Here is a 13,244-nt window from a genome sequence, read left to right on the forward strand (position 1 = left end):
TGCTCGTAATCCTTCTGGTCTAAAGACCATTCCGGTTGCTGTGGTTTGTGTTCCTCGTGCGCCTTGCCTATGCGACGTTCGCTACGGTTCCGAAAAAAGTCTGATTGAGACAACCGTCATCAAGTTCTCTCCGCAGTATTTTGGCGCAGCCTGTGGGTTGCGCCTTTTTTATTCTGCGAGCAATTTTTCGATGTCGCCGGATAATGATTCTGGCTTGGTTTGTGGCGCGTAGCGGTCAAAAACGGTGCCGTCTTTATTGATCAGGAACTTGGTGAAATTCCATTTGATTCCTTCGCTGCCTAGTAAGCCCGGCGCGGCGGTTTTTAGATATTGAAATAGCGGTGCGGCCTTATTGCCGTTGACATCAATCTTGGCGAAGAGAGGAAAATTAACGCCGTAGTTTTTCTCGCAAAATGCACCGATTTCTTCTGCGCTGCCGGGTTCTTGCGACCCGAACTGATTGCAGGGGAAGCCCAATATTTCAAAGCCTCGGCTGCGATATTTGCCGTAGATTTCTTCCAGCCCTTTGTATTGTGGCGTGAAGCCGCATTTACTCGCGGTATTGACGATCAGCACCACTTTGCCGCGATAGTCGGACAGCATCGCTGGTGTGCCGTCCAGTCGCTCAACGGCAAAGTCATAGATGGTGGCGGCTCTAGTGCCGCTTGTTGGGTCTGTTTGATTAGTCATACCAATCCTAAATGTTCTGTACCCGTCGATAAATCGCGCGTATGCGCTGCTTTGCCATGCAACTTGACCGCCAGACGAAGGTCGTTGACTGAGTCCGCATTGCGTAACGCATCTTCATAAGTGATTTTGTCGGCCTCGAATAAATCGAACAAAGCCTGATCGAACGTCTGCATGCCGAGTTCGCGTGATTTTTTCATGGTCTCTTTGATTTCATGGACGTCGCCCTTGAAAATCAAATCCGATATCAGCGGTGAATTGAGCAAAATTTCTACCGCTGTGCAGCGCCCTTTGGTGGCTTTTAGTGGTATCAGGCGTTGCGATACGACGCCGCGCAAATTCAAAGAAAGATCCATTAGCAATTGCGCACGCCGCTCTTCGGGGAAAAAATTAATGATCCGGTCCAGCGCCTGATTGGCACTATTTGCATGTAGCGTCGCAAGACATAAATGACCGGTTTCAGCGAAGGCAATTGCGTGCTCCATGGTCTCACGGTCGCGGATTTCTCCGATCAAAATAACATCGGGTGCCTGGCGCAATGTGTTCTTGAGCGCGACCTCCCAGCTTTCGGTGTCGACACCGATTTCGCGCTGCGTAATGACGCAGTTTTTATGCGGGTGCACGTATTCAATCGGATCTTCAATAGTGATGATGTGTCCATGACTATTTTCGTTGCGATAGCCGATCATTGCCGCTAACGTCGTCGATTTGCCGGAGCCGGTGGCACCGACCATGATGACCAGTCCGCGTTTGGTCATCGCTACTTCTTTTAGCGTTTCGGGCAAACCGAGATCGTCGAATTTAGGGATTTCTGTGTTGATGGCGCGCAGCACCATGCCAACGCGGCCTTGTTGCATAAACGCCGAAACCCTGAAGCGACCGATCCCGCCCGGTGTGATTGCAAAGTTACATTCTTTGCTGGCCTCAAATTCGGCCGCTTGCTTATCGTTCATGATCGCGCGCGCCATATCAATCGTATGCGCGGGTGTCAGCGGTTGATTAGAAACTGGCGTCATCTTACCGTCGAGCTTGAATGCCGGAGGAAATTCTGCGGTGATGAACAGATCAGAGCCACGCTTACTGACCATCAAGCGTAGCAAGTCCTGCATGAATTTAGTGGCCTGATCGCGTTCCATTGTGTTCCCTGCCTAACAATAAGTCGGTAAATAGTATAAGAGTTAGTGGGTTATGACTAGCCCGGGAAATTGTCCGGCGATTTAGCCGCTGAACGCGCGGTGGCAACAGAGATAATATTGCGCTTCACCAGATCAGTGAGATTGCTATCCAGGGTTTGCATGCCGACATTGCTGCTAGTCTGGATGGTTGAATACATCTGCGCGATTTTGCTGTCACGAATCAAGCTGCGGATAGCCGGCGTTCCCAGCATAATTTCATGCGCAGCTACACGGCTGGCGCCGTCTTTGGTCTTGAGTAAGGTTTGCGAAATAACCGCTTGGAGCGACTCGGATAACATTGATCGTACCATCTCTTTTTCTTCACCGGGAAATACGTCGACGATCCGGTCAATCGTTTTTGCAGCGGAGGAGGTATGCAGCGTGCCGAACACCAGATGGCCGGTTTCCGCCGCTGTCAGCGCCAGTCGGATAGTTTCCAGATCGCGCAGTTCGCCGACCAGAATGACATCGGGATCTTCCCGCAGTGCCGAGCGAAGCGCGTTATCAAAAGAGTGCGTGTGCGGTCCGACTTCTCGTTGATTGATCAGGCATTTATTGGACTGATGGACAAACTCAATCGGATCTTCAATCGTCAGAATATGCGCGTACTCGTTTTCATTGACGTGATTAACCATCGCCGCCAGCGTTGTGGATTTGCCCGATCCGGTCGGGCCGGTAACCAACACCAGGCCACGTGGTCTCAGTGCAAGCTCGGTGAAAATACGCGGCGTATTAAGTTGTTCTAAAGACAGGATTTTGGACGGGATGGTCCGCATGACTGCCGCCGCACCGCGATCCTGATTAAATGCGTTGACCCGAAAGCGCGCCAGACCCGGAATCTCAAAGGAGAAATCACACTCCAGGTTTTCTTCATACACTTTGCGCTGACCGTCGTTCATAATGTCGTAAATCATGCTGTGCACGCCCTTATGATCTAGTGGCGGCAAATTTATGCGTCGAACATCGCCATTTACCCGGATCATCGGTGGCAGACCGGCGGATAAATGCAGATCGGAAGCCTTATTCTTGACCGAAAAAGCCAGAAGTTCGGTAATGTCCATTTATAATCCCTGAGCTGTTTTTTATTTATATGAATGACGGAAAGTCCGTCGCGCCGTATGCGATGAGGCGGCGCCTCGCATGTAACCGTTTGCCGTACGACAAGTTCAACCAAATCAATTATGTCCTCAATATCTCAGAAGTTGCAAGCTATGCACGAAACTATCCGCCGCGTGACTAGCGGAGCGTCGCGTCCTATTGACAGTGTGGCGTTATTAGCTGTTTCAAAAACTTTTGGTGCCGAAGCGGTGCTTGAAGCGATTACAGCAGGGCAATCTGCGTTTGGAGAGAATTATTTGCAAGAGGCATTGGAAAAGATGCGTGCGGTTGATGCTGGCCTTGACGCTGGCCTTGACGCCGGAGTTGGTGGGATTAATAGAGCGGCGCATATCGAATGGCATTTTATCGGACCGATTCAAAGTAACAAGACGCGCCCGATTGCCGAGCATTTTGATTGGGTTCACACGATAGAGCGTGAAAAAATTGCACAGCGTTTGTCCGACCAGCGCCCGCCGAATTTGCCTCCGCTAAATGTGTGCTTGCAGGTGAATATCAGCGGTGAGGCCACCAAAAGCGGTGTGTCTCCCGAGAATGCGCTGGCCGTCGCGCATGCCATCGCGGCGATGCCGCGCTTAACCTTAAGAGGTTTAATGGCAATCCCCGAGCCGACAGCCGATAGCGTTTTACAGCGTGCCGCGTTCCGGCAGGTGAAAGCGCTATTCGTCCAGTTGCAAGAGAGCGGCTTGTCGCTTGATACTTTATCGATGGGGATGTCTGCTGATCTGGAGGCGGCAATTGCAGAAGGCGCGACGATTGTGCGCATCGGGAGCGCCATTTTTGGACAGCGGGATTATTCCTGAGTTATCTGAATGCAAACTATTGCAAGGGCTGAGTATTGATATCGACGTTGTAATCAACCTTCGTGAAAATCCGTAATTTTTATAAAACGATCAGGACAAAACGACATGAATCAGAATCTTAAAATAAGTTTTATCGGCGGTGGCAATATGGCGAGTGCCTTAATTGGTGGGCTGGCAGGCACAGTCACCGATGGCGGCAACATTCACGTGGTGGATGTAAACCCTGACGCGCTACAGCATTTGGCGCAGCAGTTTGGCGTCACCAGCTCAGCGACAATCGATGCAGCGATCAGCGCGAGCGACGTGGTCGTGTTGGCCGTAAAGCCACAACAGATGAAGCAAGTAGTGGATAAGTTATTGCCTTACATCCACGGTCAGTTGGTATTGTCGATCGCGGCCGGCATTCAGGCGATCGATTTATCCCGTTGGCTAAATGGACACGACGCTATCGTCCGTTGCATGCCAAACACGCCGGCACTGATCGGTAAAGGCATCACGGGTATGGTCGCCACGAGGGGTGTCTCGGAAGAGCAACGCGCAATGGCCGATTTGATACTGTGCGCGGTCGGCTCGACTATCTGGCTCGACGACGAAGCGCTGATTGATGCCGTTACCGCAATTTCCGGCAGTGGTCCAGCGTACGTGTTTTATTTCATAGAGGCGATGCAACAGGCAGCACAGGAGTTGGGCTTGACAGCGCAACAGGGTAATGCGCTGGCGATCGCCACTTTCGTGGGCGCGTCGCATCTGGCAGCAGAATCCGCCGATCCCATCTCAGTGCTGCGCGAGCGCGTAACCTCTAAAGGGGGCACCACTTATGCGGCATTGAATAGTTTGGAAGAAAGCGGAGTGAAAGCGTCAATTATCGCGGCAGCTAAAGCGGCTGCGGTGCGCGGCAAAGAACTAGGTGCTGAATTCGGGCGTGATTGAATTCGTACGGTGGAGCCGAGGAGAGTGCGGTACTTTTTGCTGTAGCCTTACATTGATACTATTTCAGCGCAAAGCTTATTTGCATAAAAAGGCGCGGTCTTCATCCGGGAAATTACGAATAAAGCTCCCCATGCCGGGGAGCGTATAAAAGGCGGTATTTATTTACTACGGCCAATGATAACGCCTGCCAACAAACCAATAGCTGCAGCGACCCCGACTGCTGTCCAAGGATTGCCGCCGACATATTCGTCCGTAACGTGCGCCGCATGTTTACTCTTTTCTACGGCTTTTTTGGTGACCTTCGGCAGTTCTGATTTTGCCGTCTGGAGGGCTGCTTTCAGTTTTTCGCGTGCGGCCTTAAAGCGATCGTCAGCTTCTTCGCCTGTTGCGTCAACGAGATCTTGCGCATCCTGCATGACTGACTTCAAGCCACCGCTCAGGTTGTCGCGTCCGTCTTTTAATGATTCAGTATTTATAGCCATTGTTTGCCTCTTTCAGGTGGGTGAATAGGTCATTCAACCGAAGCGAAGCTCGGTATCCGTGAGAAGAACATAAGTTGGTATTGATTTATTATCGTAATGCATAGTCTAGTGCAGCGCCACAGAATACTGCCGCACCCAGCCAGTTGTTATGGCGAAATGCAGTAAAACAACCGGCCCGTTCGCGTTTACGTATCAATGTGTAATGATAACCGGCAAATATAATTGCCACCAGCAAACCAGCACTGAACCATGCACGCAATCCGAACTGCCAGCCAACCCAAAAGGTCAGGGCGAAGCAAATGGCGTAACAAAGCATGACGGCCAGTACATCAAAACGTCCAAACGTGATGGCGGAAGTTTTGATACCAATATGAAGATCGTCCTCGCGATCGACCATCGCATATTCGGTGTCATAGGCGACTGCCCAAAAGACGTTCGCTATTAATAACACCCATGCCATGGCTGGAACAGTGTTTTGAACCGCTGCAAAACTCATCGGTATGCCGAAGCCGAAAGCGATCCCCAGATAGGCTTGCGGGATCGCAAAAAACCGTTTGAAGTAGGGATAGGTCCCGGCAATGATGACTGCGGCAATCGATAGTTGTTTGGTGAGCAGGTTAAGCGGCCCAATCAATAGGAGCGAAGCGATCGCTAGAATTGCGGCGACCATAAGCGCCTCCCAACCGGCAATTTTGCCGCTGGTCAGGGGACGCTGCGCTGTGCGCTTGACGTGTTTGTCAAAATCACGGTCGGCGTAGTCGTTGACGGCACAGCCTGCGGATCGCATCAGAACTGTGCCCAGAGCGAAAATACACACTAACTTCCAGTCTGGTTTGCCATCGCTGGCTAACCAGAGAGCCATTAGCGTGGGCCATAGCAATAGCAAGATACCAATGGGTTTGTCGATGCGTATAAGTTGGCAGTAGAGTTTGAGTCGATTCATAGCATCGATTTATAGCATAGGTTCATAGCGCTTTTAAAGGTGCAGGGGACAGTTCTAATAGACACGGAGACACGGTGTGCTTGCGCTTACCGCGTCGCTATGTTCTACATGGGGTCTGCATCTGCACCGCTTTGCGCAGAGCCATAGCCAGCGTGTCAGCCCTCGATCATTTTTAAATCGGGCAAAAATTCCACGCCGGACAGGCCACACGTCAGTACCGCTTGTCGAACCGATTCAATCGCAGCCATACGGGTAAAACTTTTGCGCCATGCGATGACGACACGACGCGATGGCCGTGGCGATGCAAACGGAATATAGCGCAGGTTGCCTTCCTGAGTTTCCATATCCGGCACCGACGCCCGTGGCAAGGCGGTGATGCCGATTCCCGATGCGACCATGTGACGGATGGTCTCTAGCGATGAGCCCTCAAAGGTGCGGGCGATGCCGTCGCCAGTCGTGGAGAAACGCGACATCTCCGGACAGACTTCCAACACCTGATCGCGGAAGCAATGACCATTGCCGAGCAACAGCATGGTTTCCGATTTTAGTTCTTCCGCGAGAATACTATTTCGATTGGCCCATGTATGATCTTTTGGCAGCGCGACAATGAATTCTTCATCGTACAACGGTTGCACCATCAGGCCGTGCTCTTGAAATGGTAGCGCCATAATGGCTGCATCCAATTCGCCCTGACGCAAAAGCTCAAGCAGGCGCACGGTGAAGTTTTCTTGCAACACCAGTGGCATCTGGGGCACACGGTCGATGATTGTTTTTACCAGCGGTGGTAGCAGATAAGGGCCAATGGTGTAGATTATTCCAAGGCGTAACGGTCCGGAGAGCGGATCTTTATTTTGATTGGCGATCTCGCGGATGGTCGCAGTTTGTTCTAGCACCCGTTCAGCCTGAGCGACAATTTGCAAGCCCAATGGCGTGATAGAAATTTCACTCCCACCACGTTCAAAAATGGCGACGCCCAGTTCCTCTTCAAGTTTTCTGATGGCGACCGAAAGAGTCGGCTGTGCGACGAAGCAGGCTTCAGCTGCATGGCCAAAATGCTTTACGCGGGCCACGGCGACGATGTATTTAAGTTCAGTTAGTGTCATATCAATATATTCGCATATTTTTTGAAACAGGGTTCCGAAATAGTGCGAGGAAGCAAATAGCAACGCCTGTTTTCGGATGGGACAAGCGCAATACAAGACGCAATACAAGGCGCGATCCGAACACAGTCAGCCAGAATTCAGGAAATATTCAAACCACGCGGTGGCGCCGTGCGGTCGGTTTATCGGGTAACGGAATTAACGCATTAAAACGATTAAACAGGTTAATCCGCTCTGTTGATTTTACACCTTCAAATAGTCTTCGCGACCAGCTAGCCAACGCGCCAGATGTGCGTCCACCGTCACGATGTTTTCGGGTGTCGGATGACGTAATAACTGCTCTGCTAATTCGCTGGCCTGATCGACTATCCATTGATCGGTTGTCAAGTCAGCGAAGCGCAGCATCGCTTGTCCGGACTGACGCGCCCCCAAAAACTCTCCAGGGCCGCGTATTTCCAGATCGCGGCGGGCAATCTCAAATCCGTCCGTCGTCTCTCGCATGGTCATAAGACGCTGTTTTGCGATGGGGCCTAACGGGCTTTGATAGAGCAATAAGCATACGCTTGCCGCAAGTCCGCGTCCAACCCGACCGCGTAATTGATGCAATTGCGACAATCCAAAACGCTCCGCATGCTCTATGACCATCAACGACGCATTCGGCACGTCTACCCCGACTTCAATGACTGTGGTGGCAACCAGCACATGAATATCGCCAGCGATGAATGCCTCCATGACGGCTTGCTTCTCTGCCGGTTTCAGGCGGCCATGGACCAGGCCGACAGTTAAGTCTGGCAATGCTTCGACCAGCATCGCGTAAGTCTCGGTCGCAGTTTGTAATTGTAGCGCTTCGGACTCCTCAATAAGGGGGCATACCCAATATACCTGGCGGCCTTCTTGTGCAGCGGCATGGACCCTGGCAATAACCTCCTCACGTCGATTCTGGTCAACGCTGCGCGTAACGATCGGCGTGCGCCCTGGTGGCAACTCGTCAATGACCGAAATTTCCAGATCGGCATAGTACGTCATCGCCAGCGTGCGCGGAATCGGGGTAGCGCTCATCATCAACTGGTGCGGTACGACCTGTGAGGTCGTCTTGTCTGTATCGGTGTTGCCGTTTTCGGTTGCAGATTTTTGACGTAATGTGAGCCGCTGGCCAACGCCAAAACGGTGTTGCTCGTCTACAATCACCAGACCCAGTCTAAAAAATTGCACGGTTTCCTGAATCAGAGCATGGGTGCCGATGACTAGTTGCGCCTCTCCAGAAGTGATTCTCTCTAACGATGCCAACTTTTCTTTTTTCTTTAAGCTACCAGTCAGCCATGCGACGCTAATCCCCAGTGGTGCCATCCAACCCGCAATTTTGCGGAAGTGCTGGTCTGCCAAAATCTCAGTCGGTGCCATTAATACTGCCTGAAAGCCGCTGTCTATTGCCTGTGCGGCAGCCAGCGCGGCTACCACTGTCTTGCCGCTACCGACATCGCCCTGTAGCAGGCGCTGCATCGGAAACGACTGCTTGATATCCGCGCGGATCTCGCCCATCACGCGCTGTTGTGCAGCGGTCAGGGTAAATGGCAAGGTTTTTAAAAAAGCGCCGGATAAGGTCCCCACGTTCGGAAGTGCCCGTGCATTTTGGGCGCGACGGGCGAACTGAGCGCGTTTTAACGACAGTTGTTGCGCCAGCAGTTCGTCGAACTTCATCCTAACCCATGCGGGATGGGAACGATCTTCCAGCGCGCCCTCGTCAATTTCTGGAGGCGGATTGTGGAGCAGACGCACGGCGGACTCAAAAGGGATTAATTGGTAGGCGGCCAATTGGGCTGGCGATAAAGTATCGCGCCATTCGATTTTTTGCATGGCGTTAGCAATTGATTTGCGCAAGAATACTTGCGACAATCCCTCGCCGGAAGGGTAGACGGGCGTTAATGCGCTGGGTAACGGCGCACCTTCCAATACGATTTTGTAGGTAGGATGGACGACTTCAGCGCCAAAAAATCCGTGCCGTATTTCGCCGCGCGCCCGAACCCGTGTCCCGACGGCTAACTGCGTGGTTTGGCTACCGTAAAAATTTAAAAATCGCATCATCAGCTGCCCGCTATCATCCGCTAACGTGACGACCAATTGCCGCCGTGGCCGATACTGAATGTCGCAACTGGTAACAATGCCTTCGACTTGTGCAATAGTCGCTCCCATCAGGTTGGCCTGCTGGATGCTGATAACCTGAGTCTCGTCCTCATAGCGCATCGGCAAATGCAGCACCAGATCCATATCAGTACGCAATCCAAGTCGTGCCAGCTTGGTTTCACGGCTTGCAGCGGGGGCTTTTGCTGGCTTGCTGGTTTTGGTGGCAGACGGTGATTTTCGGGTTGGTTCGGGCATATAGGCCGTAAAAGGGGCGGCGGGGCGTAAAATGGCGAGTTATTCGAGTAATCGGTGATACTTAGGTACCTTATTCATGTACCTTATTTAAGCCGTGCGGTGCTTTTTCGTGCGGTGCTTTTTTTACCACGCTGACATTGTAAAGGCTACGCGATATATCCGTAAGGTGTAAAAACCTTAAGTTTGTCAGCGTCGGCCGAGATGGCAAGTTCGTCGCCGGGCGATTTTGGGTAAGTCGTATCTGCACGTCATACTTATTTGAATATTGGTCTGCGAACGCGCATTTAAGGCGTGGTTGCATTTCATGTGTCTTGCGGCGTTTTGTAATTTGTCTTTTTTGTTACAGTTCAGTTCAATTTTTAAATTGAATTTTATTCCTCCAACCAGTTATTAGTTAAGTATGCATTCTCTTTCCGATTACGATTTCACGTTACCGTCTGAATTAATTGCGCAATTGCCGCTCAGCGAGCGTAGCGCATCCCGCTTGTTGCACGTCGACGGCGACCAGCTGATTGACCGACAGTTTACCGATATGGTCGAGCTGCTGTCACCCGGCGATTTACTGGTATTCAACGATACTCGCGTACTAAAAGCGCGTTTTTTTGGCGTTAAGGCGACTGGCGGCAAAGTGGAGGTGCTGGTTGAGCGCGTCATCGATAATCGTACTGTACACGCGCAGGTCCGGGCCTCAAAATCGCCACCGGCAGGCGCGCGAATATGTCTGGCCGAGGCATTTGACGTTATTGTCGGTGAGCGTGTCGGTGAGTTTTATACGTTGATTTTCCCCGCCGATGTATTTGAACTAATCGAGGCGCATGGCCGCTTGCCGCTACCGCCCTACATTGCGCATACTGCAGACGCGTTCGACGAGACCCGTTATCAAACCGTGTACGCCAGGGAGCCCGGCGCCGTCGCGGCACCGACCGCTGGTCTGCATTTTGATCTGGCATTGCTAGAGCGCCTGCGTCAAAAGGGCGTTAGTTTTGCCTATGTGACCTTGCACGTTGGGGCGGGCACGTTTCAACCGGTGCGAACGGAGAATCTTGCCGAGCATAAAATGCATACAGAGTGGTATACGATCACGCCGGAAACGGTCAATGCGGTAGGTGCGACCAAGGCCGCTGGCGGCAACGTCGTGGCGGTCGGTACCACCAGTTTGCGCGCGCTTGAGTCGGCATCTCAATCGGGTGTGTTACAGGCAGGTGGCGCAGATACCGCACTATTTATAACGCCGGGCTACGCTTTTAAAACGGTTGATCGTCTTATCACTAACTTCCATTTGCCGAAATCAACGTTGCTTATGTTGGTCTCAGCTTTTACCGGTTACAACGTTATCAAAGCTGCCTACGCCCATGCAATTGCCCGGCAATACCGCTTTTTTAGCTATGGCGACGCCATGCTGCTGACCTATCGCCCAAATGGCGATGAAACTGTAGAAAATTAAGTCGCACCATTGCGCGCAATTTGCACCATCCCGGAAAATAACGGCGCACTTGCACAAATTACGAATACGGGTTTGGTGCGCGTGATGACACCGCACCGTATTGATACAAACCATTAGAGAATCAGAGAATCCCTATGCTTGAATTTACGCTACTCAAAACCGAAGGAAATGCACGTCGTGGACGGGTTAAACTTAATCACGGGATAGTCGAAACCCCGATTTTTATGCCGGTGGGCACTTATGGCTCAGTTAAGGCGATGTCGCCGCTAGAGCTTAAGGAAATTGACGCGCATATTATTCTCGGTAATACCTTCCACCTATGGTTGCGGCCCGGCATAGAGGTCGTCAAAAAGTTTGGCGGACTGCATAAATTTATGGGCTGGGACAAGCCAATTTTGACCGACTCGGGAGGATTTCAGGTATTTTCGCTGGGTGCGATGCGCAAGATTACAGAAGAGGGCGTAAAGTTTTCATCGCCTATCAATGGCGATAAGCTGTTTCTGTCGCCAGAGGTTTCGATGCAAATTCAGAAAGTATTGAATTCAGACATCGTGATGCAATTTGATGAGTGCACACCGTATGAAATTGACGGTCGTCCCGCCACGCAGGTCGAGGCGGCGGAGTCGATGCGCATGTCCTTGCGCTGGGCCAGGCGCTCGCAGGATGAGTTCAATGGCGGTGAAAATCCTAATGCATTGTTCGGTATTGTGCAGGGTGGCATGTTTGAGCATTTGCGCGATGAGTCGTTGGCGGGGTTAAACGAATTGAATTTTCATGGGGTTGCAATCGGCGGACTGTCGGTGGGTGAGCCCAAAGAAGAAATGATGCGCGTGCTCGAACATACTGGCCCCAAATTGCCGGCCGACAAGCCGCATTACCTGATGGGTGTGGGGACACCGGAAGATCTGGTCGCTGGCGTCCAAAGCGGCATAGACATGTTTGACTGCGTGATGCCGACCCGTAATGCGCGTAATGGCTGGTTATTTACGCGCTTTGGTGACGTGAAAATCAAAAATGCGCGCTATAAGGATGACGTTGAGCCGCTTGACGCGACCTGTGGTTGTTATGCCTGCCAGAACTTCTCTCGGGCTTATTTGCATCACTTGCATCGTACAGGTGAGATTCTTGGTGCCAGATTGAACACGATACATAACCTGCATTACTATCTGGATTTGATGCAGAATATTCGTAATGCGCTCGATGAAGGCCAGTTTTCTGCCTTTGTCGTTCAGTTCCATGCTGATCGTGGACGCGGTGTTTAAATAACTTCGGAGCGTGGTAGCGTAAATCTACGTAAATAGGCTGGTTATATAGCGGCCACGCTTAAAACGGGACATAGGCTAAAAAAATCTTTTATCGCCTTTAGGGGCGTCGCTAATGTGATCTAACATGAAGCAAGTGCCCTATATTTAAGCAGTATGTTATTCCTGCACCGCCCAATGCTAAAATGCGGTGCTATTTTAAAACAAACCCCTTTTTTTTGGAGCATTCTCGTGTTCATTACTACTGCTTATGCGCAGACTGCGCCCGCTGCAACACCGTCTTCCGGCCCTTTTGGCTTAGGTGGCAATCTGACTAGTTTTCTGCCGATCATTTTGATGTTCGTGGTTTTGTATTTCTTAATGATTCGTCCCCAGATGAAACGTCAGAAAGAGCAAAAATCGATGATGGACGCATTGGGTAAGGGCGACGAAGTCGTTACGTCCGGTGGCATTTTAGGTAAAGTTTCTAAAGTTGCCGATGGTTACGTCACATTAGAAATCGCTGCCGGCACAGAAGTCACGCTGCAAAAAAGCGCTGTTACGACGTTGCTGCCTAAAGGTACGATCAAGGCGCTGTAATCTGGCACCTGCTGATTATTGGCAATTGGCAATGGATGCTGATTTATTCAGATGCGCCCATTCTGACGTCTGAATGATGCGCTCTGAATTCAGCGCAAAAGCCAGCCATAGCAAAGCTACTGATCTGACTACCTCGCCGCAAGGTCCGGTAGTTGGTTCTTTGCAGTTTTCTGCAGTTTTTATCAATAATCTCGCTATTAAGGATAAAAACCGGCAGAATCCGTTGTTCGTTAGTAATTTTTCGCTTTGATTCCTGAAATGTGGCACCTTCCGTTTCACTAAAGGTTGCTTTCGGCATCGGGCACTATTTATAGAAGTCAGAGTTTGTAGCAGGTTGCGGACTCACA

Annotated in this window: 13 protein-coding genes; 5 read left to right on the forward strand and 8 right to left on the reverse strand. The window is 51.2% G+C overall.

Features of this window, described 5'->3' with window-relative positions; genetic code table 11:
* Positions 1-168 precede the first annotated feature (168 nt).
* From HAV38_RS11930 to HAV38_RS11940, 3 genes are read right to left on the reverse strand one after another with little or no spacing between them, the layout of a single operon-like run.
* The gene (locus HAV38_RS11930; RefSeq protein WP_168055619.1) at positions 169-690 is read right to left on the reverse strand and encodes a glutathione peroxidase; all 522 of its coding nucleotides are present in this window, start codon (positions 688-690) and stop codon (positions 169-171) included.
* On the reverse strand, positions 687-1,823 hold the full coding sequence (locus HAV38_RS11935) for a PilT/PilU family type 4a pilus ATPase (RefSeq protein WP_168055620.1): 1,137 nt from the start codon (positions 1,821-1,823) through the stop codon (positions 687-689). The genes HAV38_RS11930 and HAV38_RS11935 overlap by 4 nt, the downstream gene beginning before the upstream one ends.
* Before the next feature lie 56 nt (positions 1,824-1,879).
* Entirely contained in the window at positions 1,880-2,923 is a 1,044-nt protein-coding gene (locus HAV38_RS11940) for a type IV pilus twitching motility protein PilT (protein ID WP_168055621.1), read from the reverse strand.
* Between the two features lie 120 nt (positions 2,924-3,043).
* On the opposite strand from HAV38_RS11940, the gene HAV38_RS11945 reads away from it, so the two are divergent.
* Complete coding sequence (locus HAV38_RS11945; RefSeq protein WP_168055622.1) at positions 3,044-3,781, forward strand: YggS family pyridoxal phosphate-dependent enzyme; 738 nt, start codon at positions 3,044-3,046, stop codon at positions 3,779-3,781.
* Positions 3,782-3,886: 105 nt separating this feature from the next.
* Positions 3,887-4,711, forward strand: a complete 825-nt coding sequence (gene proC / locus HAV38_RS11950; protein ID WP_168055623.1) for a pyrroline-5-carboxylate reductase — start codon at positions 3,887-3,889, stop codon at positions 4,709-4,711.
* A gap of 158 nt (positions 4,712-4,869) precedes the next feature.
* Here the strand turns inward: proC and HAV38_RS11955 are convergent, their stop codons facing one another.
* The 4 genes from HAV38_RS11955 to recG all read right to left on the reverse strand — a co-directional run bounded on the left by HAV38_RS11955 (position 4,870) and on the right by recG (position 9,612).
* Positions 4,870-5,193 carry an ElaB/YgaM/YqjD family protein gene (locus HAV38_RS11955; protein WP_168055624.1) on the reverse strand — a complete coding sequence of 108 codons (324 nt, stop codon included), beginning with the start codon at positions 5,191-5,193 and terminating at the stop codon, positions 4,870-4,872.
* Between the two features lie 88 nt (positions 5,194-5,281).
* Complete coding sequence (gene ubiA / locus HAV38_RS11960) at positions 5,282-6,136, reverse strand: 4-hydroxybenzoate octaprenyltransferase (protein ID WP_168055625.1); 855 nt, start codon at positions 6,134-6,136, stop codon at positions 5,282-5,284.
* 155 nt (positions 6,137-6,291) lie between these two features.
* Positions 6,292-7,239 carry a LysR substrate-binding domain-containing protein gene (locus HAV38_RS11965; RefSeq protein ID WP_168055626.1) on the reverse strand — a complete coding sequence of 316 codons (948 nt, stop codon included), beginning with the start codon at positions 7,237-7,239 and terminating at the stop codon, positions 6,292-6,294.
* A gap of 240 nt (positions 7,240-7,479) precedes the next feature.
* The gene (recG, locus tag HAV38_RS11970; RefSeq protein ID WP_168055627.1) at positions 7,480-9,612 is read right to left on the reverse strand and encodes an ATP-dependent DNA helicase RecG; all 2,133 of its coding nucleotides are present in this window, start codon (positions 9,610-9,612) and stop codon (positions 7,480-7,482) included.
* A gap of 400 nt (positions 9,613-10,012) precedes the next feature.
* Here recG and queA point away from each other — a divergent pair, with 400 nt between their 5' ends.
* The 3 genes from queA (at position 10,013) to yajC (ending at position 12,897) form a co-directional block, all read left to right on the forward strand.
* Entirely contained in the window at positions 10,013-11,056 is a 1,044-nt protein-coding gene (gene queA, locus HAV38_RS11975) for a tRNA preQ1(34) S-adenosylmethionine ribosyltransferase-isomerase QueA (RefSeq protein ID WP_168055628.1), read from the forward strand.
* Between the two features lie 134 nt (positions 11,057-11,190).
* Positions 11,191-12,318 (forward strand): tRNA guanosine(34) transglycosylase Tgt, encoded by a 1,128-nt coding sequence (tgt, locus tag HAV38_RS11980; protein ID WP_168055629.1) that lies wholly within the window; start codon positions 11,191-11,193, stop codon positions 12,316-12,318.
* A gap of 177 nt (positions 12,319-12,495) precedes the next feature.
* The gene (gene yajC, locus HAV38_RS11985; protein WP_184013426.1) at positions 12,496-12,897 is read left to right on the forward strand and encodes a preprotein translocase subunit YajC; all 402 of its coding nucleotides are present in this window, start codon (positions 12,496-12,498) and stop codon (positions 12,895-12,897) included.
* Positions 12,898-12,940: 43 nt separating this feature from the next.
* Here yajC and HAV38_RS11990 read toward each other — a convergent pair whose 3' ends face one another.
* Positions 12,941-13,195: a hypothetical protein gene (locus HAV38_RS11990; protein ID WP_168055631.1), complete on the reverse strand. Its 255-nt coding sequence runs from the start codon at positions 13,193-13,195 to the stop codon at positions 12,941-12,943.
* Between the last annotated feature and the right edge of the window lie 49 nt (positions 13,196-13,244).

Origin of the sequence: Glaciimonas immobilis, from assembly GCF_011947285.1 — a bacterium.
GTDB lineage: Bacteria > Pseudomonadota > Gammaproteobacteria > Burkholderiales > Burkholderiaceae_D > Glaciimonas > Glaciimonas immobilis.

Bases quoted from the DNA above. Each gene is read 5' to 3' on its own strand.
- HAV38_RS11930 (WP_168055619.1), bottom strand. From the start codon at position 690: ATGACTAATCAAACAGACCCAACAAGCGGCACTAGAGCCGCCACCATC.
- HAV38_RS11935 (WP_168055620.1), bottom strand. From the start codon at position 1,823: ATGGAACGCGATCAGGCCACTAAATTCATGCAGGACTTGCTACGCTTG.
- HAV38_RS11940 (WP_168055621.1), bottom strand. From the start codon at position 2,923: ATGGACATTACCGAACTTCTGGCTTTTTCGGTCAAGAATAAGGCTTCC.
- HAV38_RS11945 (WP_168055622.1), top strand. From the start codon at position 3,044: ATGTCCTCAATATCTCAGAAGTTGCAAGCTATGCACGAAACTATCCGC.
- proC (WP_168055623.1), top strand. From the start codon at position 3,887: ATGAATCAGAATCTTAAAATAAGTTTTATCGGCGGTGGCAATATGGCG.
- HAV38_RS11955 (WP_168055624.1), bottom strand. From the start codon at position 5,193: ATGGCTATAAATACTGAATCATTAAAAGACGGACGCGACAACCTGAGC.
- ubiA (WP_168055625.1), bottom strand. From the start codon at position 6,136: ATGAATCGACTCAAACTCTACTGCCAACTTATACGCATCGACAAACCC.
- HAV38_RS11965 (WP_168055626.1), bottom strand. From the start codon at position 7,239: ATGACACTAACTGAACTTAAATACATCGTCGCCGTGGCCCGCGTAAAG.
- recG (WP_168055627.1), bottom strand. From the start codon at position 9,612: ATGCCCGAACCAACCCGAAAATCACCGTCTGCCACCAAAACCAGCAAG.
- queA (WP_168055628.1), top strand. From the start codon at position 10,013: ATGCATTCTCTTTCCGATTACGATTTCACGTTACCGTCTGAATTAATT.
- tgt (WP_168055629.1), top strand. From the start codon at position 11,191: ATGCTTGAATTTACGCTACTCAAAACCGAAGGAAATGCACGTCGTGGA.
- yajC (WP_184013426.1), top strand. From the start codon at position 12,496: ATGCTAAAATGCGGTGCTATTTTAAAACAAACCCCTTTTTTTTGGAGC.
- HAV38_RS11990 (WP_168055631.1), bottom strand. From the start codon at position 13,195: ATGCCGAAAGCAACCTTTAGTGAAACGGAAGGTGCCACATTTCAGGAA.